At 61.2% G+C, this 23864-nt stretch carries 24 protein-coding genes, 1 tRNA gene and 1 pseudogene; 14 read left to right on the top strand and 12 right to left on the bottom strand.

Annotated features, from left to right (window positions below):
• Positions 1-30 precede the first annotated feature (30 nt).
• Positions 31-924, top strand: a complete 894-nt coding sequence (locus tag HB777_14360; GenBank protein QND64950.1) for a LysR family transcriptional regulator — start codon at positions 31-33, stop codon at positions 922-924.
• Between the two features lie 61 nt (positions 925-985).
• Here HB777_14360 and HB777_14355 read toward each other — a convergent pair whose 3' ends face one another.
• From HB777_14355 to HB777_14345, 3 genes are all read right to left on the bottom strand, one after another.
• The gene (locus HB777_14355; protein ID QND64949.1) at positions 986-2575 is read right to left on the bottom strand and encodes a DEAD/DEAH box helicase; all 1590 of its coding nucleotides are present in this window, start codon (positions 2573-2575) and stop codon (positions 986-988) included.
• Positions 2576-2767: 192 nt separating this feature from the next.
• The gene (locus tag HB777_14350) at positions 2768-3541 is read right to left on the bottom strand and encodes an NAD kinase (GenBank protein ID QND64948.1); all 774 of its coding nucleotides are present in this window, start codon (positions 3539-3541) and stop codon (positions 2768-2770) included.
• A 561-nt stretch (positions 3542-4102) separates the two neighbouring features.
• Positions 4103-7168 carry a CHAT domain-containing protein gene (locus HB777_14345; GenBank protein QND64947.1) on the bottom strand — a complete coding sequence of 1022 codons (3066 nt, stop codon included), beginning with the start codon at positions 7166-7168 and terminating at the stop codon, positions 4103-4105.
• A gap of 258 nt (positions 7169-7426) precedes the next feature.
• Between HB777_14345 and HB777_14340 the strand changes: the two genes are divergently transcribed.
• The 6 genes from HB777_14340 to HB777_14315 all read left to right on the top strand — a co-directional run bounded on the left by HB777_14340 (position 7427) and on the right by HB777_14315 (position 13661).
• On the top strand, positions 7427-8509 hold the full coding sequence (locus HB777_14340; protein QND68775.1) for an ABC transporter ATP-binding protein: 1083 nt from the start codon (positions 7427-7429) through the stop codon (positions 8507-8509).
• Positions 8510-8514: 5 nt separating this feature from the next.
• Positions 8515-9435 (top strand): ABC transporter permease, encoded by a 921-nt coding sequence (locus HB777_14335; GenBank protein QND64946.1) that lies wholly within the window; start codon positions 8515-8517, stop codon positions 9433-9435.
• Positions 9428-10228 (top strand): ABC transporter permease, encoded by an 801-nt coding sequence (locus HB777_14330; protein ID QND64945.1) that lies wholly within the window; start codon positions 9428-9430, stop codon positions 10226-10228. The genes HB777_14335 and HB777_14330 overlap by 8 nt, the downstream gene beginning before the upstream one ends.
• 40 nt (positions 10229-10268) lie before the next feature.
• The gene (locus HB777_14325) at positions 10269-11303 is read left to right on the top strand and encodes an extracellular solute-binding protein (GenBank protein QND64944.1); all 1035 of its coding nucleotides are present in this window, start codon (positions 10269-10271) and stop codon (positions 11301-11303) included.
• A gap of 88 nt (positions 11304-11391) precedes the next feature.
• Complete coding sequence (locus HB777_14320; GenBank protein ID QND64943.1) at positions 11392-12819, top strand: amidase; 1428 nt, start codon at positions 11392-11394, stop codon at positions 12817-12819.
• 140 nt (positions 12820-12959) lie between these two features.
• Entirely contained in the window at positions 12960-13661 is a 702-nt protein-coding gene (locus tag HB777_14315; GenBank protein QND64942.1) for a TetR/AcrR family transcriptional regulator, read from the top strand.
• Positions 13662-13665: 4 nt separating this feature from the next.
• Here the strand turns inward: HB777_14315 and HB777_14310 are convergent, their stop codons facing one another.
• The 5 genes from HB777_14310 to HB777_14290 are packed head-to-tail and all read right to left on the bottom strand — an operon-like array spanning position 13666 to position 18234.
• Positions 13666-14427, bottom strand: coding sequence for an MBL fold metallo-hydrolase (locus HB777_14310; protein QND64941.1), 762 nt, complete (start codon positions 14425-14427; stop codon positions 13666-13668).
• Positions 14428-14429: 2 nt separating this feature from the next.
• Positions 14430-15494 (bottom strand): ABC transporter ATP-binding protein, encoded by a 1065-nt coding sequence (locus HB777_14305; protein ID QND64940.1) that lies wholly within the window; start codon positions 15492-15494, stop codon positions 14430-14432.
• Complete coding sequence (locus HB777_14300; protein QND64939.1) at positions 15491-16273, bottom strand: ABC transporter permease; 783 nt, start codon at positions 16271-16273, stop codon at positions 15491-15493. The genes HB777_14305 and HB777_14300 overlap by 4 nt, the downstream gene beginning before the upstream one ends.
• Position 16274: 1 nt before the next feature.
• Positions 16275-17129, bottom strand: coding sequence for an ABC transporter permease (locus tag HB777_14295; GenBank protein ID QND64938.1), 855 nt, complete (start codon positions 17127-17129; stop codon positions 16275-16277).
• 13 nt (positions 17130-17142) lie between these two features.
• The gene (locus HB777_14290; GenBank protein QND64937.1) at positions 17143-18234 is read right to left on the bottom strand and encodes a spermidine/putrescine ABC transporter substrate-binding protein; all 1092 of its coding nucleotides are present in this window, start codon (positions 18232-18234) and stop codon (positions 17143-17145) included.
• 91 nt (positions 18235-18325) lie between these two features.
• Here HB777_14290 and HB777_14285 point away from each other — a divergent pair, with 91 nt between their 5' ends.
• The 3 genes and pseudogenes from HB777_14285 (at position 18326) to HB777_14275 (ending at position 19806) form a co-directional block, all read left to right on the top strand.
• Complete coding sequence (locus HB777_14285) at positions 18326-18940, top strand: TetR/AcrR family transcriptional regulator (GenBank protein ID QND64936.1); 615 nt, start codon at positions 18326-18328, stop codon at positions 18938-18940.
• Between the two features lie 125 nt (positions 18941-19065).
• Positions 19066-19635 carry a DUF2569 family protein gene (locus tag HB777_14280; GenBank protein QND64935.1) on the top strand — a complete coding sequence of 190 codons (570 nt, stop codon included), beginning with the start codon at positions 19066-19068 and terminating at the stop codon, positions 19633-19635.
• 30 nt (positions 19636-19665) lie between these two features.
• Positions 19666-19806: pseudogene (locus tag HB777_14275) on the top strand (TetR/AcrR family transcriptional regulator).
• Positions 19807-20080: 274 nt separating this feature from the next.
• Here the strand turns inward: HB777_14275 and HB777_14270 are convergent.
• The gene (locus tag HB777_14270; GenBank protein ID QND64934.1) at positions 20081-20950 is read right to left on the bottom strand and encodes a hypothetical protein; all 870 of its coding nucleotides are present in this window, start codon (positions 20948-20950) and stop codon (positions 20081-20083) included.
• Between the two features lie 330 nt (positions 20951-21280).
• On the opposite strand from HB777_14270, the gene HB777_14265 reads away from it, so the two are divergent.
• On the top strand, positions 21281-21982 hold the full coding sequence (locus tag HB777_14265) for an SOS response-associated peptidase (GenBank protein ID QND64933.1): 702 nt from the start codon (positions 21281-21283) through the stop codon (positions 21980-21982).
• 101 nt (positions 21983-22083) lie between these two features.
• Here HB777_14265 and HB777_14260 read toward each other — a convergent pair whose 3' ends face one another.
• Entirely contained in the window at positions 22084-22269 is a 186-nt protein-coding gene (locus tag HB777_14260; protein QND64932.1) for a hypothetical protein, read from the bottom strand.
• Positions 22270-22508: 239 nt separating this feature from the next.
• Between HB777_14260 and HB777_14255 the strand changes: the two genes are divergently transcribed.
• The 3 genes from HB777_14255 to HB777_14245 are packed head-to-tail and all read left to right on the top strand — an operon-like array spanning position 22509 to position 23324.
• Entirely contained in the window at positions 22509-22694 is a 186-nt protein-coding gene (locus tag HB777_14255; GenBank protein ID QND64931.1) for a hypothetical protein, read from the top strand.
• Positions 22691-22867, top strand: coding sequence for a hypothetical protein (locus HB777_14250; GenBank protein QND64930.1), 177 nt, complete (start codon positions 22691-22693; stop codon positions 22865-22867). The genes HB777_14255 and HB777_14250 overlap by 4 nt, the downstream gene beginning before the upstream one ends.
• Positions 22845-23324, top strand: a complete 480-nt coding sequence (locus HB777_14245) for a hypothetical protein (protein ID QND64929.1) — start codon at positions 22845-22847, stop codon at positions 23322-23324. The genes HB777_14250 and HB777_14245 overlap by 23 nt, the downstream gene beginning before the upstream one ends.
• 12 nt (positions 23325-23336) lie before the next feature.
• On the opposite strand, the gene HB777_14240 is transcribed toward HB777_14245, so the two are convergent.
• Both HB777_14240 and HB777_14235 read right to left on the bottom strand, forming a co-directional pair.
• Positions 23337-23412 (bottom strand) — tRNA-Thr (locus tag HB777_14240).
• A 240-nt stretch (positions 23413-23652) separates the two neighbouring features.
• Entirely contained in the window at positions 23653-23838 is a 186-nt protein-coding gene (locus HB777_14235) for a hypothetical protein (protein QND62435.1), read from the bottom strand.
• Between the last annotated feature and the right edge of the window lie 26 nt (positions 23839-23864).

Genomic DNA, 23864 nt, shown 5'->3' with positions numbered 1-23864 from the left:
GATAGATTCTCTCGATCTTCGGGAGAATTCATGAGCCGGATAGATGATTTTGAAGCTTTCATGGCGGTCATCGACCTGGGAAGCCTTACGGCTGCCGCACGCCGGCTGAACCGCTCACTGCAGTCCATCAGCCGCTCCTTGGCGACATTGGAAGACTCCGTCGGGGTCGAACTTGTGCATCGGACAACGCGCCGCTCGACACCAAGCGAAGCCGGAGCGGCCTTTTTCCACCGCGTCAAACCCGCCATCGAGGAAATCAATGAAGCCCGGCTGCAGGCAGCCAACCAGCGATCGGAGCCATCAGGCATCCTGCGCGTGAGCGCACCGGTTCTGTTCGGCCCGGATTTCCTCGTACCTGTCATCGCCGATTACATGCGAACATATCCTCGGGTCGAGGTTGACCTCCAGCTCTCCGATGGATTTGTCGATCTAGGTGCCGAAGGCCTCGATTTGGCGATACGAATCGGCGATTTGCCGGATTCCAGCTTGCGAGCGAAACGCCTGGGCGCGTTGCGGCGCGTCGTATTCGGCGCACCTTCCTACTTTGGACACCGCGGCCGCCCGGCCCATCCCTTTGAACTGAGTGCGCATAGCTGCATCGTTCGAACCGTTGACGAGCGTCCGGGTGAATGGATGTTTCAGATCGAAGGCAAGCCTAGGGCGGTCAAGGTCGCCGGCGCATTTCGGTCCAATTTGATGACGTCCATCTATGCCGCCGCAATCCACGGATTGGGCTTGGGCTACTCGCCCCTTTGGCAGATAGGACATTTGGTGGACGAGGGTCGCGTGGAACTGGTTTTGACGGAATTTGAGCCGGTGCCGGTGCCGATACACGCCTTGTGGCCGGAAGGCAGATCATCTTCCGCCAAGGTTCGCGCGTTCCTGGATTTGTTGGCGGCGCGCCTGGAGCTCAAAAACCTTTAGCGCCGGATCGCTTTCACAATCGGCTATACGCTTTGCGCGTCCAAAAGGACGCGCCGCAATATCAGACCTTGGCGACGATCCGCATGAAGGCCGGCATGTCATCGCCGAAGCCGACGGTGGAATCGTTATCTTCCTGGTGGCGTTGGCGGGCAGGGCGGTTGCTGTCGCGCTGCGGCCTGGTGTCGCCGCGCTCCGGTGCGCGCTGCTCGTTGCGATCGGATGATTTGCGCTCGGTGTTTTCCGAACGGATCGCTTCCTTGCGCGAGCGCCGTTCGCCGATATCGGCGACCGCGGTCTCGGCCACTTCAGGCTGCTCCGCGCGTACCGTTGCCGGTGCCGCATCTTCGCTTGGCTTCGCGTGGCGTTCGCCGCGCGGTTTGCGCTCGCCCCTGTCCTTGCGATCATCGTCCTTGCGGCCGGCACGGCGCGGCGCGCCCTTGCCACGGCGCGGAGCATCGTCCTCGCCGCCTTCGCTGGCAACCACTGTCGACAGGTCACCGTCATGCCATTCGATCTTGTTGCCGATCAGCCGCTCGATGGCATCGATATACTTGGTGTCCGACTTGGTCGCGATGGTGAAGGATTTTCCAGAGCGCCCGGCGCGGCCGGTACGGCCGATGCGGTGGACATAGTCCTCGGCATGGATCGGCACGTCGTAGTTGAAGACGTGGCTGACATCGGGGATGTCGAGGCCGCGCGCGGCGACGTCGGAAGCGACGAGGTAACGCAGCTTGCCGTCGCGGAAATTGGCCAGCATCTGCATGCGCGCGCGCTGGTCCATGTCGCCATGCAACGCACCGGCGTCGAAATCATACTTCAGCAGCGACCGGAACAGCTCCGACACTTCGACCTTGCGGTTGCAGAAGATGATGGCGTTCTTCAGCTCTGCGTCTTCGGCCTTGATCAGGTTGCGCAGCGTCTCGCGCTTGTCCCATGGCTTGGAACCGGACTTGACCAGGCGCTGGATGATGTTGGTCGCGGCGGACGCGGCCTTCGAGACCTCGACGCGCACCGGCGCATGCAGGAACTTTTCGGTGAGCTTGGTGATCTCCGGCGGCATCGTCGCCGAGAAGAACAGCGTCTGCCTGGTGAACGGGATCATCTCGCAGATGCGCTCGATGTCGGGAATGAAGCCCATATCGAGCATGCGGTCCGCTTCGTCGATGACGAGGATCTCGACGCCGTTGAGCAACAGCTTGCCGCGTTCACGGTGGTCGAGCAGGCGGCCGGGCGTCGCGATCAGCACGTCGACGCCGCGCTCCAGCTTCTTGTTCTGTTCGTCGAAGGAGACACCGCCGATCAAAAGCGCGATGTTGAGCTTGTGGTTCTTGCCGTATCGGATGAAATTCTCTTCGACCTGTGCGGCGAGCTCGCGCGTCGGCTCCAGGATCAGCGTGCGCGGCATACGGGCGCGGGCCCGGCCGTTTTCGAGGCGGGTCAGCATCGGCAGCACGAAGGAAGCCGTCTTGCCGGTGCCCGTCTGGGCGATGCCCAGAATATCCTTGCCGAGCAAGGCGTGCGGGATCGCACCAGCCTGGATCGGCGTCGGCTGGGTGTAGCCGGCGTCGGTGACTGCGGAAAGGACCTTCGGCGACAGGCCGAGGTCTGCGAAGGTCAACGCTTCTTGAGCGGTCGTGGTGTCTGAGGACAAGTGTTGTTGTCTTTGGCTGGTTCGGGGAAGCGCAACGGCGTCTGTCGCGGCAAGCGCCACGCGCCTGCAAGATTGGTATTGCGATTAGGCGCAAGCCCGCGATTTGTCAACAGAAACGGGCGGCATTGGCGCGATTGTGAAGTTGTAACCTTAATCGGGATGCTTAATCGAGGTGTTGGTCACTGCGCCGGCTCAATAGCGGAACTGCTCGGCGAGAATGCGCTCGTTCCAGGAATGATTGGGATCGAACAGCAACGTTGCTGTCGCCGTTGGTGATTCCCTGACCGTCACCGAGGTCACCGCCTTGACCTCGGTATGGTCGGCGGCGGCGTTCACCGGCCGCTTTTCCGGCTCGAGAATGTCGAAGCGCACGGTCGCCTTGTTGGAGAGCAGCGCGCCGCGCCAGCGGCGTGGGCGAAAAGGGCTGACCGGGGTCAGCGCCAGCAGTGGCGCATCGAGCGGCAGGATCGGCCCGTGCGCCGAAAGATTGTAGGCGGTGGACCCGGCAGGCGTCGCGATCATCACACCGTCGCAGCTCAGTTCCTCGAGCCGGACCTGCTCGTCGACGGTGATGCGGATCTTGGCCGTCTGATAGGATTGGCGCCACAGCGCCACCTCGTTGATCGCCAGCGCCGAAACCGTTTCGCCTTCCGAGGTGACGGCCAGCATCTCCAGCGGGCGGATCGTTTCGGCGACGGCGGCCGCGAGACGCTCGGTGAGGCCACCGGACCGGTATTCGTTCATCAGGAAACCGATGGTGCCACGGTTCATGCCGTACACCTTCTTGCCGGTCCCCATCGTGTCGCGCAGGGTCTGCAGCAGGAAGCCGTCGCCGCCGAGCGCGACGACGATTCCGGCATCCTCGACGGAGGACTGGCCATAGCGCGCCGACAGGCTTTCGAGCGCCGTCTTGGCGTCAGCGGTGTCGGACGAGACGAAGGCGATGCTGCTGGCGGCTTTGCTCATGGCTCCCCGATGACGACCGGTTGGCGGCGGCCGGTTGCTGGGCCGCGCCAGCGCCGGGGTAGCATGGGCGGGGTGCGTCTGCAAAGGGAGCCGCCATTCCGGATGGCAACGCCATCCCTGATGGTACGCCCATCCCGAATGGCAAGACGACCGCGGAGCGGCGAGATGCGGACTTGCCGTTCGCGTATCATGTCAAAGGCGACGCGAATGTGATGGTTAAGACCGGGCTTAAACTCTCGTAAAGCCGGATCGGTCATGTTAGCCGGCAGTGGATGGGTGGCGTGGGGCCTAGCCATTAGAGGCCGACATATTGCCGGTAACACGCCTGATCATCGTCTTCCTGATGCTGGGAAGCTTCGCGCTTCTCTTTGCCGAACTGGTGCGCCAGTCCGAAGAGACGAGCTTCCGGCCTCAGCCCACGGCGTCGCGCTGTGGTGACGCCGCCGGAGCGCCATGCCCGCAAAGGGCCCTGTAACTCCCGAAGGCATACGGATCATCGGCCTGATGACCAGCGGCGTCGGCGCCTACGCGGCCGAGTATCTGACTGCAAAGAACGGTCGTTCACCGCGCCACCACCTGCAGGTTGGCGTTGCCGTAGAACGTGTAGGCAAGATAGGTCGGGTCGCCGGTTTCATAGAAGCGCTTGCGCACCACTTGCAGCATCTCGGCCAGATAAACCGGTCCGTTCTTGAGGCGCGTACTGATGCCACCATAGAAATCGCTCGAGAAGGCGGCGGCCGCTCGGTCGGTCAACGGCCACATGCCGCCGATGAACCCTGACGCGCCTCCGGCCAGCACCGCCGGACCCCAGCCCTGCACGAAACCGCCGAGCAGCCGAGACTTGCCCGTGTCGCAGGCATTGAAGAAATAGAACGGATTGCCCTTGCCGTGCGCGGCCATGACCAGCGCGCGCCAGGTGTCGGGGTCGAGCGACTGATCGACCAGATCGATGGCAAAGACCGGCCTGCCGCTGCTCGGCTGGTTGACCTCGCCATGGCCGGAAAAATGGATGAAGCCGGTCGAGATCTCGCCGACCAGCCTTTCGAAGGAGACGAAATCACCATCGAAGCGGCGATAGCCGGAGAGCTTGCTCAGAGCTTGGATTTCGACCTCCTGGAACGGCAGCGACTGCTTGTCGACATAGGAAGGAGCCACAGTCGCGACGCCGGTGAAAGCCATCCGATCGAGCGGATTGTCGAGCTGCGAGGAGGTGCTGCGCGGCGCCCAGCGTGCAAGCCGGTAGCTCATGCCGAGGAAACCATCGCGGGTTGCGCCATCCACGCTTTGCGGGCGGATCAGCTCCCAGGGCAGAACGGGGCTGTTCGAAGTGATCTGGATCGAATGCAGTTCGCCCTTGTCGCGCAGCGACCAGAACACATCCTTGAACGCCTCCGGCACATAGTCGCGGTAGAGCGCGTCGCCAAAGCCTTCGGCGGCCAGCGTGACAAAGCGCTTCTGCGCGTCAGGGTCGCTGTTCGCGGCAGGCTGCTGCAGCGACACCGCGCCGCGCAGGTTGAGGCCGAGCTGCAGCAGCCGCAGATATTGCGAGTCCAGCCATGCCGCCATTTGCGGTGGCGTCGAGAACGTATCGGTCACCGGGCCGGCCAGATGCGGCGAATGGATGATGATTTGCCCGGCGCCCAGTCCGCTCGGGTCGTCATAAAGGATGGTGACATCGAGATCGGGGACATCGTCGGGGCTGGCATTGCCAAGCTGGACGCTGCCGGTCAGCGCCGGCTGCGGCGGGGCGGAGGCGAGCATCAGCATGGCAGGCGCGGCAGCACGATTGGCTGTCGCGCTCGGCGCGGCCGCCTCTGCAGGCGCCGTTCGGCGAATGGTCACGGGCCGCGACGCCGATCCCAGGAATTTTCCGGCGCTGTAGATGCGGGCGATGAGCTGGCCTGGCTTGCTGTCCTTTGCAATGGGCCGCGCCTTGAGGTCGAAGCGGACGAAGTCGCTGTCGCCTTCGCGGTAAAGCGTGGTCTGCCGGCTCCATTTGCCGCCATCGGCGAGATCGAAGCCGGAGGCGAACAGATCGATGTCGATGGGCCATTGCTCTGCCCCTGCCGGCATTGCCATGGCCAAGGCGCCATCTTCTGTCACCGACGAACCCGGCGCTGCCTTGACCTTCACTTCGGGCGTCAATTGCTCTTCGGTCAGGGCGATCGAAACAGTCACCGTGTCACCGGCAACTATCTCATCCGGCGCATCGATGGTCGGGTGGCGCACGATTTCGACCGAATTGTTGTCGACGGGTGGAGAAATCGCGACAGCAGGCGACTCCAGTGGCGGCGCTGAAGGCGCATCGGCCGCCACGTCGGGCAAAGGGGAAAGCGGCACAACGACAGGCGGCGGGCCGGGCGCTGGCTCCGGGGCGGGCGGCAATGCCGCCGGAGGTTCTTCGGATGTCGCGGTGTCACGCGGCGGGGCAGGTGGCTCCATCGTCGATGGCGCGTCGGGAGGCGGGGCTGGCTCCGCGCCGCTAGCTTCGCCGTCGCTCTGATAGGGCTCGCCGAGATTGTTCTGCGCAGCGGCCGCGGCCTTGGCGGACTCGTCGTATTGCTGTCGAGCCTGCTCCTCATACTGCTGACGCTGCAGCTCCTGGCGCTTGTATTCCTCGTATCGGGCAGCCTCGTCGGCGCCGTTTCCCGTCGAGGCGTCGGGATTGCCGGTCCCCGGCGCCACATCCATCGGATAGGGCGCCTGGCTGCTGCCATCGGAACCGCCGGAGCCGTATTCACTGCCGTTGTCGCCGCCGCTTGGTAAATCGTAGCCGCTCGGCGGGCTGTCATAGCCGCTGCCGTCCGCGCTCGTCGGCGGCGGTGCCGGCTGCGGCGCGGCTGTCTCGGGCGGCGCCTCGGTTGGCGCCGGTGCAGCGGCGGCCGGCTGGTCCGGCGTCAGCACAAAATTTGTGTCTGCCGAACGGCCATAGGCCACCCATGGCCACTGCGTACCGAATGTCCTTTCGTAAACGGATTGCCTGACAGAGGCGAGGATGGTGCGGATGCCCATGCCTCGCCTGGTCAGCGCTGCCGTGAGCGCATCGGCAAACACCGTGACCGGGCTGGTTTCTTTCAGCGCGACGCTTCCCGGCTTGGCGGAAAGGGCGACGATGGCGTGGGAGAGCGGATCGACGACCGACAGACCTTGCATCACGCCTGGGGTGGGGTTGTTTCCATCGCCGGGATTGTCGAGCAGAACCAACTTCAATGTCGGTGTGGCCTCGAGCGCTTGCATAAACAGATCGAGAGGCAATGCCGTCTGGTCCACGGCTTCCTTCGAATCGGTTCGCGCCCCGCGCGTCAGCAGATAGTTTCGGTCATTGGCCTGAGCCGTATGGCCGACATAGTAGAAGACGCCAACGGAATCGGCGGCGCTCAGCGACTTGGCGAAATCATACATGGCATGCGCCACATCGGCGCGGTCGCCATCGGACACTTGCCGGACGGTGAAGCCAAGCGACCTGAGACATGTTGCAACGAGTTCGGCGCTGAGCTCGGCGTTGGCGATGGCCGATGCGCCCTCATAGGCCGGATTGGCGACGACCAACGCAATACGCTCCTCGCCGCGCGCGGCGGAGAAGAGCGCCATCGTCATCAGCAGCGCGGCCGCCAGAAATAGGCGCATGACCCTGATCCAAGCCCTGCAGGCCGTGGCGATCACGCCACAAACTTGCCCCAATTCATAATGGCCTCGTCCTTGACCATATCATGACGGGTTCACCGGCGCATCGGCCACATCATCGCTGGTCGTGCCGTGGCCATGCTTGCAAAAAGATATTGACTGTATGTTTAGTCATAGTTATTCCTGAGATCGAGGATTGAGTTGGACAGCCGGCGTCAGCCGGTGAATGGCCACCAAGGAGAGGGGAATATCTTGACAGCCATGCGGCCCGCCGTTGAGGCGAAGGGCGTCACCAGGGTCTTTCGGGGAACCGGCCAGGATTCGGTCAGAGCGCTCGACAACGTCTCCGTCGCGATCCGCGAAAATGAATTCTTCACGCTGCTTGGTCCATCCGGCTGCGGGAAGACGACGCTGCTCAGGCTGATTGCCGGCTTCGACTTTCCGACCGACGGCGAGATCTTGCTCTATGGCCAGGACATCGCGCCGCTGCCGCCGTTCAAGCGGCCGGTCAACACTGTCTTCCAGTCCTACGCGCTGTTCCCGCACATGACGGTCGCCGACAACATCGGCTTCGGCCTGAAGATGCTGGGCAGGCCGAAAGCCGAGATCGAAGCGCGTGTCGACGCGATGCTGAAACTCGTCCACATGCAGGATTTGAAGAGCCGCCGCACCAGCCAGATCTCCGGTGGCCAGCAGCAGCGCGTGGCGCTCGCCCGGGCGCTCGCACCGCAGCCGAAAGTGCTGCTGCTCGACGAACCCTTGTCGGCGCTCGACTACAAGCTGCGCAAGGAAATGCAGATCGAATTGAAGCGGCTGCAGCACGAGACCGGCATCACCTTCATCTTCGTCACCCACGACCAGGAAGAGGCGCTGACCATGTCGGATCGCATCGCGGTGATGTCGTCGGGCAACATCCTGCAGGTCGGCACGCCATGGGATGTCTATGACCACCCGGCGGAACGCTTCGTCGCCGACTTCATCGGCGAGACGAACTTCCTGACCGGCACGGTCGAAAATGCCGGCAATGGCCAGGCGCAGGTCGCCTTGCGTTCGGGTGCGAAGATACGCGCGACCGCCGCCGTGGACTTCCGCGCCGGCAGCAACGCAACGCTGATGGTCCGGCCCGAACATGCGAAGCTCGTCGAAGGCCGCGGCGATCTCAGCGGCACGATCGAGAACATCGTCTATTTCGGTACCGACACGCATATCCATGTCCGGCTGGACGAAGGCGATGTCTTCATGGTGCGCCAGCAGAATTCGCGCAGCGCCGGCTGCGGTTTCGAAAACGGCACCAGGGTTGGCATTCAGATCGGCGACAATGCCGCGCAGTTGCTGAAGGATTAGTGGCCATGGCAACCGCGAGTGAGGTCGCCGAAAAGGTCGAACGTGACGATATCCGGTTGCGCTGGCTGCTTTCGGCCCCGGCGCTGCTGATCGTCTTCCTCGCGGCGCTTGGGCCGCTGCTGATCGTGGTCGTCTATTCCTTCCTGACGCCAGGCAATTACGGCGATGTGAAATGGCAGTTCTCGACCGACGCCTGGGTGAGCGTGCTGTTCGAACGCGATGTCTTCGACGACACGCTGTCCTTCGCCACTGCCTATCTGTCGATCTTCTGGCGCTCGGTGTCGCTGTCGCTGGCAACCACTGTGCTGACCCTGATCCTGGGCTTTCCCACCGCCTATTTCATCGCCACGCGGCCGGATCACCGGCGCGACATCTGGCTCTTCCTGATCACCATACCGTTCTGGACGAACCTTCTGATCCGCACCTTCGCCATGCAGGAAGTGCTGCGCAATGACGGCATCATCAATTCGGCGCTGCAGCTGCTTGGCATCACCGACCATCCCGTCCAGCTGATGTACACCAATTTCGCCGTGCTCGCCGGCATGGTCTACGTCTTCCTGCCGCTGATGGTGCTGCCGCTCTACGCCAGCATGGAGAAGATCGACTTCCGCCTTGTCGAGGCGGGCTATGATCTCTACGCGACGCGGTTCGAGGTGCTGAGGCGCATCATCATCCCGCTGGTCACGCCGGGCATCGTCGCCGGTTCGATCCTCGTCTTCATCCCTTCGCTTGGCGCCTATGTGACGCCGCGCGTGCTGGGCGGCGGCACCAATCTGATGATCGGCAATCTGATCGAGCTGCAGTTCGGAGCAGGTCGCAACTGGCCGCTCGGTGCGGCGCTGTCGATCACCTTGATGGTGATCGTCATGGTGGCGCTGCTCTTCTATGTCCGCAACACGGCAAGGTCGGATGGCGCCCATGGCTAAGCGCTTCGACGTCCGGCGGCAGAGCGGCTTCGTCAGCCTGGCGATACTGTGTTTCTTCCTGCTCTATTTGCCGATCGCCACGCTGGTGGTCTACGCCTTCAACGACAATGACTCGCTGGCGATCTGGAAGGGCTTTTCGCTGCGCTGGTTCCATGTGGCCTGGAACAACGGGCTGGTCATCGAATCGTCGCTCCGCTCGTTCCAGATCGCGGCCGTCGCCGCGCTGCTGGCGACGATCTCGGCGACCATGGCGGCGCTGGCGACGACCCGGACCAAACCCTATCGCGGACTGACCTTCAAATACGCCTTCATCAACCAGCCGCTGATGGTGCCGGAGATCGTCACCGCCGTGGCGCTGCTGATCGTGTTTTCGCGCATCAAGATCTGGACCGGCTATTCCGGCCTCGGCTACCTCGTCGCCGCGCATACCGCTTTCTGCGTGCCCTTTGCCTATCTGCCGATCCGGGCACGGCTCGAAAGCATGGATCTGGCGCTCGAAACCGCGGCCGCCGACCTCTATGCGACCAAATGGAAGACGTTTTGGCACGTGACTTTGCCGCTGCTTTGGCCGGGCATTCTGGCCGGGCTGATGCTCGCCTTCGTCGTCTCGCTGGATGACGTCGTCATCACCGAATTCGTCAAATCCGGCGGCCAGGACACGCTGCCCACCTACATGCTCGGCCAGATCCGCCGCGGCGTTACACCCGAGATCAATGCAATCTCGACGGCCTTCCTCGTGCTGTCGATCGGCATCGTCACGGCTTTCTTTTTCGTCAGCAGGAAACGGACCTGAGGCCGTAACGCCGCCGGTCCCAACAATGGGAGCATGGAGCATGAACTGGAAATTGACCGCGACGGCCATCGGGTTGTCGCTGCTGGCTGGCACGGGCGTGGCCCGTGCCGACGGCGAGCTCAACATCTACAATTGGGGCAACTACACCAGCCCCGATCTGATCAAGAAGTTCGAGGAGACCTACAAGGTCAAGGTCACCGTCACCGACTTCGATTCCAGCGACACGGCGCTGGCCAAGATCCGCCAGGGCGGCGCCGGTTTCGACATCGTTGTGCCTTCGGCAAGCGTCGTTCCGATCTGGATCAGTGAAGATCTGCTGCTGGAGACCGATCCCAACAAGATGGAGAATTTCAAGAATATGGACCCGAAATGGGTCGATGTGCCATTCGATCCGGGCCGCAAATACACCGTTCCGTGGCAGTGGGGCACGACAGGCGTGTCGGTCAACAAGTCGGTCTATTCCGGCGACATCAACACGTCCGCGATCTTCCTCGACCCGCCGCCCGAGCTCGTCGGCAAGATCAATGTCGTCCCCGAAATGGGTGACATCATGTTCCTCGCCATCGCCTATGAAGGTGGCCAGTACTGCACGGCCGACAAGGTGGTGCTGAAGAAGGTGCGCGACAAGCTGGTCGAGGCCAAGGCGAAATGGCTGTCCTTCGACTACGGCGCCGTCGACGGCCTGGGCAAGGGCGACATCGCAGCCGGCGTCAACTGGAACGGCATATCGCTGCGTCAGCGGTTGCAGAACGACAAGATCGCCTATGGCTATCCCAGGGAAGGCTACCCGATCTGGATGGACAATGTCGCGGTGCTGAAGGACGCCAAAAACGTCGAAAATGCCAAGCTCTTCCAGAATTTCGTCATGGATCCGCAAAATGCCGCGATGATCTCGGCCTTTGCCCGCTATGCCAACGGCATCAAGGGCTCGGAAGCTTTCATGCCCGCGGACATGAAAGGCGCGCCGGAAGTCGATGTTCCCGCGCAATTCGCCGCCAAGGGCCAGTTCATGCAGGCCTGCCCGTCGGATGTGCAGGCGCTCTACACGAAAATCTGGACCGACCTGCAGAAGTAACCTGATCCGGGTTCTCCGCGCCGCGACACGCGGCGCGGCCACCTCCCGTCCATGCCAAACGCGATCCGCCGATCGCAGGAGACTTCCCATGACCGATCTCGACCTTTGCTACATGCCGGCCAGCGAGGCGCTGCGGCTGTTCAAGGCGAAGAAACTTTCGCCTGTCGACCTGATGCAGGCCACCATCCGCCGCGCCGAGGCAACCAAGCCGACGATCAACTGCTTCACCTTCACGCATTTCGACGAAGCCATGGATCTGGCCAGGAAGGCAGAGGCGAAATATGCCAAGGGCGCCCGCACCGGGGCGCTCGAGGGGCTGCCCATCGGCATCAAGGACGAGAGCTACATCAAGGGCAAGCCGACATCGAACGGCTCGCTGCTGTCGAAGGATGCCGTCGGCGGCCATACCTCGACGATGAACGAACGCATCATCAAGGCCGGCGGCATCGTCCATGCCCGCACGGCGACGCCTGAATTCAGCTGCGCCGGCTACACCTGGTCGAGACGCTGGGGCGTGACGCGCAATCCGTGGAATCGCGATTTCACCCCGGGCGGTTCGTCGGGAGGTTCCGCGGCGACGCTGGCTTCCGGCACGTCGTCGATCGCCACCGGTTCGGACATTGCCGGATCGATCCGTATTCCCGCGTCGGCCTGCGGTCTTGTCGGCTTCAAGCCGCCTTACGGCCGCAATCCGGACGAACCGCCGTTCAACCTCGACTTCTACTGCCACACCGGACCGCTGGCGCGAAACGTCGGGGATGCCATCCTGCTGCAGAATGTCATGTCCGGACCGAGTCCGCTCGACATCGCCACGCTGCGCCCGAAACTGCGCCTGCCGCTCGACTACAAGCCGATCAAGGGCTGGAAGATTGCGTTCTCGATGGACCTCGGCTCCTTTGAAGTCGACCCGGACGTGCGCAAGAACACGCTCGCGGCCTGCGATGTGTTCCGCTCGCTAGGCGCCACGGTCGAGGAAGTCGATCTGGGCTGGGGTGATGACGTGCTGAAGGCCGGCATGGCCTATCTCGAACACCTCTTCGGCGCCTCGCTGTCGCAACTGCTCAAGGAGCACGGCAAGGATATGACGACCTATGCGCGGCAGTTCGCCGAGGACGGGCAGAAGTCCAAGGCCGTGGATTTCGTCGGAACCCTCGACGTCGCGGCCAGAATGTACCAGACGCTGGGGCCGCTGCTGGAGACCTACGATGTGCTGATCTGCCCGACCAACGCGCTGCCCTCTGTGCCGGCGGAGTTCGATCAGACCACGGGTACGGTCGAGATCAACGGCAAGCAGGTGAACCCGTCGCTGGGCTGGGTGATGACGACGCCGTTCAACATGCTGAGCCGCTGTCCGGTTCTGTCCGTGCCGTCGGGCCGGGCGGCAAGCGGCGTGCCGACAGGCATCCAGATCGTCGGCCGCACCTACTGCGATGCCGATGTTTTCCGCGCCGCCATGGCCTATGAGACGGCCAAGGGACAATGGTACACAAACACCAAAACGCGCCCTTCGCTTTAACTGGGCGATGCGGCCCTTGCCGCGAGGGTGCTTGATCTCCGGCTTCGCTTGTGGTGAGCCGACGCCGGACACCTCGAATACACGGATCTGTGGCGGCGCCAGCGATCGCCGCCATAAGGTTCGAAAGGAACTGGACGAAGATGGCGCAACGCAAGGCGACAGCGGCAAAACACAAAGGCGCAATGGCCAAGGACGGGGTTTCGGCAAACGATGCCGCGCCGCCCAAGGACCGTCGGCGCGAACGCGGCGAAGCGAGCGTCCAGCGCATCATCGACGCCACCATCGAACTCATCGCGGAGGAGGGGCTGGCAAGCGTCACCATGCAGCGCATCGCCGAACATGTCGGCTCGTCCAATGCCTTGGTCGTCTTCCATTTTCGCAGCAAGGAGAACCTATTCCGGGCCGTCCTGCAGTATCTCAGCGATCGATACGATGAGCTGTGGGTTACGCTGGTGCGGGCGCCCGGCCTGTCGCCGGTCGAGCGCCTGCTCGGAGCGGTCAACTGCGCGCAAAACTTCGCCCGGCAGCATCCCAAATGGGTTTCGGTCTTTGTCGTGTTCTCCAGCGACCGCAAGAGCATGCAGATCTACAACGAGATCGGCCTGCCGAGCGACCTTGCCTACACCGCCGAGGCGCGCGAGCTGCTGATCGAGATTTCGCGCAGCGGCGGTTATACCGGCGTCGACATAGACACGCTGTCGGAGAGCCTGAACTATCTGGTTCATGGCGCCTGGTATTGGGATCACCTGAACCCTCGCGGCCGTGACACCAACGTGCTGCGCAAGACCATGCTGCTTCTGCTGCATCAGGCGTTTCCGCGGCATTTCGAACTGATGCGCTAAATCCTTAGACGCCCTGCCGCAGATGGCAGCCGGCTTGCCGCTTCTGTTCCAGATACTCGTCGACAAGCTGGCGGTAGCGCACCTTGCCGAAACTCGGAAAATGGCCGCCATGCACGACCGAGACATCGAGGTCCCGCAGGCGCAGCAGCGTTGCCATGTAGTCTAATATGTCCGAGTGGTAGACATCGTCGATCAGTGGGCCGTCATAGATGATGTCGCCGGATAACAGGATGCCCGTCCTGTTTTCGTAGAGCGCGATGCCGCCGGGTGAATGGCCGGGCGTGTGGATCACCTCGAAGGCACGGTCGCCGAGATCGACGACATCACCATGCTCAAGCAGGCGGTCGGCGGGCGCCGGCAGGATGCTGTAGCGCGCATCGTCCCAGCCGTCCGGCTGGCGATCGAACATCTCCTCGGCGGTATAGCTGCCGGCAAACGTCCACTCGTTGCGCGGATCGGCGAGGATCTCAGCCTCGGCCGGGTGCACGCAGCGGTCGGGAAATTCGTGGTGGCAGCCGATATGGTCGAAATGCGTGTGGCTGGCGACGCAGGTCAGCTTGCGCTCGCTCACCAGCGGTACGTGGCGCCTGAGGCTGAAATGACCAAGCCCGGTGTCGAACAGAAGGTCGCGGTCGCGGCCGCGCACATGCCACATGTTGCAGCGGAAGAACGGCTTTATCCATGGCTCGTGGATCAAGGTCACGCCATCGCTCATGCGGATGGTCTCGTACCAGTCTGGTGCCTCGATGAGCGGAAGTGTTGCCATGCTCAATCCGTCAGCAGGATGATCTGGTCGGTATCGCAGGAAATCGCGACCGTGTCGCCCGGCTGGACGGTCGCCGTCGCCGGCAGCCTGGCGATGAAGTGCATCGAAGGATCCTCGACGGAAACCGCAAGCACGCGCTTGAAGCTGCCCTGGAAAACGACGTCGCTCACCCCAGCCGTGCCGAGCTTGACGGCGCCCGCGGCCATGCCGAAGACAAGATGCTCCGGCCGTATGGCCAGCGCAACGGTGGAGCCCACCGGCAAGGCACCCGGCAGCGAAACCGGCCCAACCGGCGTCGCGACAATGCTTGTCCTGTCCTTCGCCTCCGTAACCGTGCCGGCGAGGATCGTGCTTTCGCCCATGAAGGTGGCGGAAAAGCGCGTCGCCGGCCGCGCATAGACGCGCTCGGGCGGACCTTCGTCCTCGATGCGCCCGTCATTCATCACCACGCAATGGTCGGCCAGCGCCATCGCCTCTTCCTGGTCGTGCGTGACATGGATGAAGGCGGTGCCGACGCGCTTCTGGATCGCCTTCAATTCATCCTGCATCTGCCGGCGCAGCTTCAGGTCGAGCGCGCCGAGCGGCTCGTCGAGCAAAAGCACCGCCGGTTCGATCACCAGCGCACGCGCCAGCGCCACGCGCTGCCGTTGGCCGCCGGAGAGCTGGTGCGGCTTCTTGTCGAAGGCGGAGGCCAGTCCAACCAGCGCCAGCGCCTCGCGCGCCTTTGCAGCTCGGGTAACGCCATCGACGCCCTGCATGCGCAGGCCGAAGCCGACATTGCTGCCGACGCTCATATGCGGAAACAGCGCATAGTCCTGGAATACCGTGGTCGTCGGGCGCTTCGCCGGCGGCACCGAAGTGCAGTCCTCGCCGCGGATGAACACCTTGCCTTCGCTGGGCGTGACGAAGCCGCCCAGAATGGAGAGCAGCGTCGTCTTGCCGGAGCCCGAGGGCCCGAGCAGGATCGTATAGCTGCCGGGCTCGATCTGCAGCGAGACATCCTTCAGCACGGTGTGCTGGCCGAAGCGATGCGAGACACTGCTGATGTCGACGAGGGGCGCGCTCATGCCGGCTTTCTCCGCAGCAATGTCAGTTCAAAAAACACCACCAGCACGATGGAGACGGCGAAGACCAGCGAGCCGACGGCGTTGGTCTTCGGGTTGAGGCCGGAACGCAGCAGGTTCCAGATCTCAACCGGCAGCGTGGTGTCGAAGCGGGTGAGCAGGAAGGAGATCACGAACTCGTCCCAGGAAAAGGTCATCGACAGGAAGAAACCGGCGAAGATGGCAGGCGCCATGACCGGCACGGTGATCAACAGCAGCACCTTCCATTCCGGGGCGCCGAGGTCGCGCGCGGCGCGCTCGATGTTGATCTGGTGGTCGCCCATCTGGCTGTAGATGATGGCAAAGCACAGCGGCAGGTTGATCACGACATGGCCGATGCCGGCGGCGAGCAGCGATTTTGGCACGCCGGCCCAGTTGAACAGCACCAGCAGCCCCATGCCGATGATGAGATAGCTGACCGTCAGCGGCAGCGTGATCAGCCCGCGCAGCAAGCCCGAGCCCGGCAGGACGAAGCGCGCAAAACCCCAGGCGGAGAGGAAGCCGAGCGTGACGGCGGCGAGCGACGAGATGGACGCGACCAGCAGCGAATTGACCAGCGCCGAGGTCAGTCTGACGTCGGACAGAACCGCTTCGTACCAGCGCAGCGACGGGCCGGTGAAAGGCGGAATCGGGAAGGAGGTAGACTGTAGGGAGAACAGCACCAGCACGACCACCGGCAGGAAGATGAAGCCGTAGACGGCGATCGCGTAGAGCCAGGAGGCGATGCGGACGATCCTGCGCATCTCAGGCCCGCTCGATCTTCAGCCAGCGGGCGCAGGCGAGGTAGGCGATGGTGACCACCGCCATCAGGATGATCGACAGCGCCGAGGCCAGCGGAAAATCGCCGCGCCGGCCGATCTGCATCATCACCAGCTGCGGCATCAGCAGCTCGTTGTTACCGCCCAGGATCTGCGGCGTGATGTAATCGCCGATGCACAGCACGAAGGTGAGGAAGGCGCCGACCATGATGCCGGGCAAGGTCAGCGGCAGCACGACATGCAGGAAGGTGCGCACCGGTCCGGCGCCGAGATCGGCGGCTGCCTTGCGGTAGCTCGGGCTGAGTTGTTTGAGGTTGGCGAAGATCGTCAGCGTCAACAGCATGACGAAGAAATGCACGAAGCCGGTGACGGTGGCGAAACGTGTGTTGGCGAGCTGCAGCGGCTCGCTGATGAGGCCGGAGCCGGTCAGCGCCCGGTTGACGACGCCGTTCTGCGCCAGCACCAACAGCCAGGAGTAGGAGCGCACGACATAGGATGTCCAGAACGGCAGCACCGCCAGCATCAGTGCCAGCCGCTGCCAGCGCTCCGGCACCTGTTCGGCCAGGATCCAGGCAAAGGGATAGGCGAGCAGCACCGAGATCGCGGTGACGATCGCCGTTACTTGCAGCGAATTCACCATCGCCTGCCAGTAGGAAGGGTTGGTGAAGAACTGGCTGTAGTTGGACGCCGTGAGGCCGCCGCCCTCATGCGCCGTCAGGCTGGAAAACCCCATGGCGATGAAGGGCAGCACGAAGAACAGCAGCGTCCAGCCGAGCGCCGGCGTGACCAGCGCCCAGGGCAGGGCCGCCCGGGGCAGGGGGGTGTTTGCCGAAGTGCTCATGAGCGCTATCGGCTCATTTCGCTTGCAGCATTTCGGTCCACATGTCCTGCATCTTCTTGTCGAGATCGGCGTTCGGCGCCGGATAGGCCTGGGCGCGCGCGAGGAAGCCCGGCTGCTCGTCGAAGCGCAGGACCTTCTTCTGGTCGTCGGTGAGTGCTGCCTTGGTGTTGGCCGGCATGCCCCAGTAGCAGGACGAGGTGGCAAGGCGCGCCTGGCCCTCCGGGCTCATAATGTACTGGATGAATTTCAGCGCCATGTCCTTGTTTTTGGAGTCCTTGAACATGGCCAGCGACTGCGACCACAGCACCGCACCCTCCTTGGGAATGGAGAAGTCGAGCGCCGGGTTCTCCTTGGCCAGCCCCGCCGTCACCCATTCGCCGCCGCCGACCAGGATGTCGACTTCGCCGGTCGCCAGCGCCGTCTGGCTGGCGGTCACTTCGCCGACCAGCTTGGCATTGGCCTTCATCTTGAGAAGCTCGTCCTTGAGGGCGGGAAGATCGGCTTCGGTGAGATCGGCCGTCCTCTTGCCGATGGCGAGTGCGGCCATGCCGATGACCGGCAGGTAGTAGTCGTAGATGGCAACCTTGCCCTTGTACTTGTCGCCGGTCAGCGCCGCCATCGACTGCATGTCGGCCGGATCGACCTTGGTCTTGTTGTAGCCGATCGTGTTGTAGCCGAACTTTTCGGTGATGCCGTAGCGCTTGCCGCCGACCACGGTGGAGCCGTCCATCTTTACCTGCGGGAACAGGTCGGCCAGTGGCAGTTTGTCTTCCGGCAATGGCTCGAACAGGCCCTTTTCGACACCGCGCGGCACGTCGATCGAGTCGATCACCATCACGTCCCAGTCGCCGGGCTGCGACTGTTCGACGATGGCGAGGCCTGCGCCGGTGCCCTCGAACTCCTTGACGTTGACCTTGACGCCATTGGCCTCCTCGAACGGCTGCAGCAGCGCCGGATCGGCATGGTCGCACCAGATCAGCGCGTTGAGGTCGGCGGCCTGGGCAGCGCTGCCGGCCCCGAGCAGCAGCGCCGTGGCGGCGCACGCCGCATGCAGATGGCTTTTGAGAATGGAAAGCGGATTCCTGGATGCGGATATTGCGGACATCGAGTGTTCTCCCTTGCCTTTGTGGCTTCTTGCAAAAAATTGAACCAATTCTAAAATTGAGTCAATTCTGTTTTTATGGCAAGAGGCTGAGATGAGCGGATTGCGGGCAAGGCAAAAGGCGGACCGGCACCGGCGCATCATCGAGGCGGCGGCGGAACTGTTTCGCGAGGCCGGCTATGAAGGCGCCAAGATCGAGGCGATCGCCGCGCAAGCCGAGGTCTCGGTCGGCACCATCTACAATTACTATGAGAACAAGGGCGACATCCTCGGCGCCATCGTCTCGCTGGAGGTCAACGAGGTGCTCAATGCCGGGCAAGGCGTCGTCGCCAAGCCGCCGGCCAATGTCGGCGACGCGCTGGACACGCTGATCGGCATCTATATCGAGCACTCGCTGCACTATCTCAGCAAGGAGATGTGGCGGCAGGCGATGGCAATCTCGACGCAACTGCCCGACAGCCCGTTCGGCCAGGCCTACACCGCGCTCGACCGCGCGCTGACCGAACAGATCCGCGCCCTGATCGCGAGGCTGCAGGCGCTCGGCCTGGTGCGCCAGGACATCGACGGCGCAGCACTCGGCGAACTGATCTTCAACAACATGAACATGATGTTCATCGAGTTCGTGAAGCGCGACGCGGCGAAGATTGCCGAACTGCGCGCGGCGATACGGAGGCAGAACCGGATTCTGGTGGCGGCGATTGCGGTGTGAGGGAGTCAGGAGCAGGCAGGAGAATCGTCGCTTCCGCATAAGATCTGGTTTCAGACGATGGCCGCCTCTTGAGTTGAGTTTGAAATCTGGTACAACCTAGGAGGGTATAAATGGGGGAGGGGTAAATGGGGGCGTTTTCCATCTGGCATTGGGCGATTGTGCTGCTGTTGATCGGCGTGCCTGTTTTCTTTGCTGTTCGATCAGCCGCGAAGCCGTCACGCAATCCTGAGGCTCTTGTGGGCTTCGGCGGCTGGCTGATGCTGCTGGCGATCGGTCAGACATTGTCACCGCTGCGCACACTCGCCGACTTCGCCAATTCGGCGGACGGCTACCAGCAACTCATGACCCTCTCGAATGGGCCGCTGGCGGTGTATGGCGAGCTTGCTCTCAATCTGGCATTTCTGGCGCTTCAGCTGGTTGTGCTCGTTTCGATGCTGCGGCGAAGCCACCGTTTTCCGCAATTGTTTCTGCTCCAGTGGCTCGCCATCCCTGTCGTTTTCGTGCTGGACACGATCTGGGTTGCGTCAGTTCTGGGCGTTCCGGTGAGCCTGGTGCTCGCAGGCGATGCGCTGGTGGCGCCCATAGCCTCGTTTGTGCTGACAGGACTCTGGGTTGCCTACGTCTACAACTCGGTCAGGGTGCGGAACACGTTCACCAGGGTTGGGGCATCCGCCCAGGTTGCGAGCGCGTCGTAGAAGGCGGCACAACTTGGAATATTTTGAGCATCAGCACTCGGCGAACTGATTTTCAACGGCATGAACATGATGTTCATCGAATTCGTGAAGCGCGATGCGGCGAAGATACCGGAGCTGCGCACGGCGATACGAAGGCAGAACCAGATATTGGTGGCGGCGATTGGGGTGTGAGGGAGCAAGAAATCAATAGATATGCAGATCTGGCTTCGATTTCCCTAGCTTTCCGTCCTAGGAAACCTTCTTTCAGCGGCCACGTTTGTCGTCGTCCGTCCCATTTTTTTTACAGACTCCTCAATGACAACAGTTCTGTGTGAGCACCAAATACCCGAACAGAAGCCGGCCCGGTCGCACGGTCGACAAATCGCAACGAATTCAACGATCAGGGTTGCGATCAGCGCAAAGGGGTGGGGCAGGGGTATTCGCAGGGGTTTAACGGCGGAACCAGTCAACCAGCGGCGTTCCCAACGTGCTGTTTTGATAGATCGTCTGACCAAACGTTCCAGCTCCCGCATTTCGAAAGAATCAAAAGCCGCACCACGCTTTGAACGTTGTACACCTCGTAGGGGCCTAAGAGGCGCGCCTTGTCCCCAAACGCATGAGCAGTCATAAAATTTCGCAAGTAGCTGCAGGCGCTAATTGCATCGGTCAGCGAGAATTCAATATCGCGAATTGAACGACCATCGCTATGCCGCGCCAACGTGTTTCGTTTCGGGTGGATTGCAGGTTCGGTCTCATCGCCTCGGACAATCCAATCGACTTTTCTCTTCGGATCGATTCCGGCCTTGTCCAAGCGGGCTTCAATGTCAGCCAAGACTTTTGGGTTCCACTCGAAGGTATCATTGTCCAACCATCGAGGGTTTTGCTGACTTGATCTTATCTCCAAGCCGAGTTCCTCAATTGCAGAATAGGCAAGATTTATGGCAATTGAAGTGCGAACATGATCATGAAATTGTTCAGAATGTTTAGAAAAAATCTGCCCATATCTAGGGTGCATTGACCATGGTGTTATGCTTTCTGTGTCGTAACTACGTGAAAGTTTGTGAATTGCGTACACAAGTTGCTTATCAGGCCACGCTTTGGCGGCGATGGCCACCGCCACAGGCATTTCGCGTTGATAGGTGAATTTCTCAAAGAAACCTCTAGTTTGAAATACATGTTTGAATATGTCGGCTTGTTCCGATGTATCGCTGGGTAACTCGAACCCCGAAAGCGAACGGTTGTCCCTATCTGCAAACCCCTCAACGATGACATAAGCTGAGCTTATCAAGCTGATTATATTGTCGGATTCGCCTTCTGTGCCGTGCAATACTAACAACTGGCCCCGCTTATCCCCCCTTCTTCAGGGCGCTCATTTCACTCAATGCGTGTGGATCTGTAATTTGAGAATAGCCAGTTGCATGAAATTTAAATCGCTTAGAGGGGTCGGGAATAAAGCTGGAATTCCACCCGGCCTGCGAACAGAGGGACGTTACAAGGTCAGTCTGTCTCGGCTCAAATACAAGGAAGCTGCAAAATGACGCCATACACCGCTCGCCTGAAAAACATCCTTCAACAGCTTACATCATTTGCGAGCGGGCAGGGGGAATCGCCGAGGTAAATTCTCCGCCACTGGCGAACCGCGTTTCGTTGATGCACATTCGAAGGCATGTGCAATCTTTACAACATCACCACCAGCCAAGACGCCATCCGCGAATGGACGCGCGCTTTGCGGGACATCATGGGCAACCTTGAACCTTCCGTTGATGTCTACCCGAATATGCCGGGACCAGTTGTGCGCAACGCACCGGACGGCGAGCGCGAGCTAGCGAGGCTGCTTTGGGGAATGCCCACGCCGATAGAACGAGTGAAGGGCAAAGCCGACTATGGCATGACCAACATTCGCAACCCGCAATATGCTCATTGGCAGCAATATGTTGGCGTGAACAATCGTTGTGTCGTGCCAGTGACAAGCTTCGCGGAGCCTAGTCCAACACCCAACGACAAAGACCCGGAGACGGGCATACAGCGCAATTATTGGTTTGCCCGTCCCGACAGATCGCCCTTCTTCTTCGCCGGCATGTGGACGCCGTGGCACGGTGTTCGCCGGGTCAAAGACGGTCCCGGCGACTTCGAACTCTACGGCTTCATGACGACCAAGCCGAACGCGCTGATTGCACCAATCCATGAAAAGGCAATGCCGGTGATCCTGACCACAGCGGACGAAGTGGATGCCTGGCTAACCGCACCGTGGTCCGAAGCACGGCATATGCAACGGACTGCCCCGGATGATGCCTTGGTGATAGTTGAGAAGCCAGCAACGCAGATCAAGTTTCCGCAGCAAGCGCCGGCCCAAGGATCGCTGTTCTAGACGTATGGCGGCCTTCGAGTACTGTTCGACGTTGCGCCGTGGTTCACGCTTGCACTTCTGCTGGCGATTTTGGTCATAGTGATCGTTCGTCGCGTGCGCCGCTAGTCGTCGCGCCAGACGGGGCTTTTCCGAACCTGTATCTTAACCAGACGGCGCACGGTCATCCGCTCGCGCTGGGCTGCGATAGGCACGATGACATCGCATTCCATGTTGTCGTTTCGACCGCACTGCTCGCATTTCATCGCGCGGCTGAGGCGGTTCACGTCGGCATCGCCAAAGAGCTTCATGAGGTCGCCGGGATCGTAATAGCGCCGACCGTACCGGTCATGGCAATACCCGCAATCAACCCATACCAACTGCCCGTTCTGGACCGCGGAACTAAGGAGCAAGATCGTTGTTCGGCGCTTAGGCGGTTGCTCGGGCATGAGATACGAATAGGAACGTATTCCTTGCGGGTCAATTCGACCTTGACAATTTTGTTCCGTTTTTGTTCACTGCAACGATGGACACATTAGGAGTGTTGAAAATGGACCGCATTGTTAGGCTCGACAGCCGTCAAGAGGCGGCACTGCAAGCGACTGCCGACAAGTTCATTGCGCTTCACAAGGGCGATTCCGTGAAGGCGCTAAAGGAAATGATCGTGCTCAATGGGCACCTTCAACAGCGGCTCGATGCGCTTTCAGGATCACGGCAAAAGCCATCGCACGGATGAGCGACGAAATCAGATTGCCGCAACCGGAATTTTCAACGCAGTCCGGCGTACAGCATCATTTCTGCGAACACACAGGCTGCGGCAAGAATGCCGGTTGGGGATTTGCCAAACCGAAGCAGACACCGCATTGGTTCTGCTTCGAACACCGCGATGAAGGCGAAAAGTACCTTTGACGAAGCCATGGGGGGCGAGATGGTTGTATCAATCGGGGAAACTGCACGGGACAATTTCATTATCGGCATCGGGATATGGGTCATTACCGCCTTGAAAACCCGTGTCTATGACATGATGCCGGAACGGCTGATGGCTCACACGGGACAAGAGAACGTTAACATAGCGATTGACGTTATGGTTCAGCAACACCCGACCATCTACACGCTCATGGCCTTCATATTGGTTGGCTTGGTCTACAGCTTTTTCGCTGCTTTCACTTTGAGCTATTTTTTGTGGTCGCAGACGCCTTGGTACGACCAAATGGCGTCTGAAATTTTCCAGCTTCCACGTAACCAAGAAGAAGGCTTGTTTTGGGTAAGGGTGTTTTTCGGAATCGTCACGGTTCCGGTGGTTTTTGTGATTCTTGCCGGACTATATCAACTCGCCAAGCTCGGGCTGTGGCTGGTTTTCTGGTGATCGCCGGGTGGATGGTGCCGCGTGCAGGAATCGAACCCGCAACCTTCGCTTTACAAAAGCGCTGCTCTACCAATTGAGCTAACGCGGCACATTTACCCGTACGTATACCCCTGAAACTCGGCTTTGAAAAACATTGAGGCTTTTCAACACCGTGGCTGATTGATCCAGCGAATTACAAAACCGCTGCTCTACCAGCTGAGCTACAAGGGCACGGCGCTCCGGTTAGCATATTTGTTGCGCCAGTAAAGACAAAACTCCGTTTTTTCCCGGCATGCCGTATGGGCTGTCGGGGAGGGCATCCTGAAAAGCGCCGGATTGCTTCCTACATCTAGGAAGGTGCAATCGCTTCGAGCAGGGGTGTCGCATGATCAGATTTGTCATCATTCTCCCGATCATCTTCGTGGCCTGGATGCTGCTGGTGAAGATCATCAGCGATGTGAAGTAGGCCAATGTCGACTGGACCGGCGTCACCACCATCATCGGCTTCATCGCGCTCGCCTTCTGGCTTCGCCATGTCACGGGGATGGGGTGAGGGGATAG

Source organism: Mesorhizobium loti (assembly GCA_014189435.1).
Taxonomy (GTDB): Bacteria; Pseudomonadota; Alphaproteobacteria; order Rhizobiales; family Rhizobiaceae; genus Mesorhizobium; species Mesorhizobium loti_G.
The sequence above is the reverse complement of the archived record's forward strand: the minus strand, read 5'-3'. Positions and strand labels throughout refer to the sequence as shown.

What these genes read in the sequence shown, in the direction of transcription:
- HB777_14360 (QND64950.1), top strand. Translation starts at nt 31, where the DNA reads ATGAGCCGGATAGATGATTTTGAAGCTTTCATGGCGGTCATCGACCTG.
- HB777_14350 (QND64948.1), bottom strand. Translation starts at nt 3,541, where the DNA reads ATGAGCAAAGCCGCCAGCAGCATCGCCTTCGTCTCGTCCGACACCGCT.
- HB777_14345 (QND64947.1), bottom strand. Translation starts at nt 7,168, where the DNA reads ATGCGCCTATTTCTGGCGGCCGCGCTGCTGATGACGATGGCGCTCTTC.
- HB777_14340 (QND68775.1), top strand. Translation starts at nt 7,427, where the DNA reads ATGCGGCCCGCCGTTGAGGCGAAGGGCGTCACCAGGGTCTTTCGGGGA.
- HB777_14335 (QND64946.1), top strand. Translation starts at nt 8,515, where the DNA reads ATGGCAACCGCGAGTGAGGTCGCCGAAAAGGTCGAACGTGACGATATC.
- HB777_14330 (QND64945.1), top strand. Translation starts at nt 9,428, where the DNA reads ATGGCTAAGCGCTTCGACGTCCGGCGGCAGAGCGGCTTCGTCAGCCTG.
- HB777_14325 (QND64944.1), top strand. Translation starts at nt 10,269, where the DNA reads ATGAACTGGAAATTGACCGCGACGGCCATCGGGTTGTCGCTGCTGGCT.
- HB777_14320 (QND64943.1), top strand. Translation starts at nt 11,392, where the DNA reads ATGACCGATCTCGACCTTTGCTACATGCCGGCCAGCGAGGCGCTGCGG.
- HB777_14315 (QND64942.1), top strand. Translation starts at nt 12,960, where the DNA reads ATGGCGCAACGCAAGGCGACAGCGGCAAAACACAAAGGCGCAATGGCC.
- HB777_14310 (QND64941.1), bottom strand. Translation starts at nt 14,427, where the DNA reads ATGGCAACACTTCCGCTCATCGAGGCACCAGACTGGTACGAGACCATC.
- HB777_14305 (QND64940.1), bottom strand. Translation starts at nt 15,494, where the DNA reads ATGAGCGCGCCCCTCGTCGACATCAGCAGTGTCTCGCATCGCTTCGGC.
- HB777_14300 (QND64939.1), bottom strand. Translation starts at nt 16,273, where the DNA reads ATGCGCAGGATCGTCCGCATCGCCTCCTGGCTCTACGCGATCGCCGTC.
- HB777_14295 (QND64938.1), bottom strand. Translation starts at nt 17,129, where the DNA reads ATGAGCACTTCGGCAAACACCCCCCTGCCCCGGGCGGCCCTGCCCTGG.
- HB777_14290 (QND64937.1), bottom strand. Translation starts at nt 18,234, where the DNA reads ATGTCCGCAATATCCGCATCCAGGAATCCGCTTTCCATTCTCAAAAGC.
- HB777_14285 (QND64936.1), top strand. Translation starts at nt 18,326, where the DNA reads ATGAGCGGATTGCGGGCAAGGCAAAAGGCGGACCGGCACCGGCGCATC.
- HB777_14280 (QND64935.1), top strand. Translation starts at nt 19,066, where the DNA reads ATGGGGGCGTTTTCCATCTGGCATTGGGCGATTGTGCTGCTGTTGATC.
- HB777_14265 (QND64933.1), top strand. Translation starts at nt 21,281, where the DNA reads ATGTGCAATCTTTACAACATCACCACCAGCCAAGACGCCATCCGCGAA.
- HB777_14260 (QND64932.1), bottom strand. Translation starts at nt 22,269, where the DNA reads ATGAAGCTCTTTGGCGATGCCGACGTGAACCGCCTCAGCCGCGCGATG.
- HB777_14255 (QND64931.1), top strand. Translation starts at nt 22,509, where the DNA reads ATGGACCGCATTGTTAGGCTCGACAGCCGTCAAGAGGCGGCACTGCAA.
- HB777_14250 (QND64930.1), top strand. Translation starts at nt 22,691, where the DNA reads ATGAGCGACGAAATCAGATTGCCGCAACCGGAATTTTCAACGCAGTCC.
- HB777_14245 (QND64929.1), top strand. Translation starts at nt 22,845, where the DNA reads ATGAAGGCGAAAAGTACCTTTGACGAAGCCATGGGGGGCGAGATGGTT.
- HB777_14235 (QND62435.1), bottom strand. Translation starts at nt 23,838, where the DNA reads ATGGCGAAGCCAGAAGGCGAGCGCGATGAAGCCGATGATGGTGGTGAC.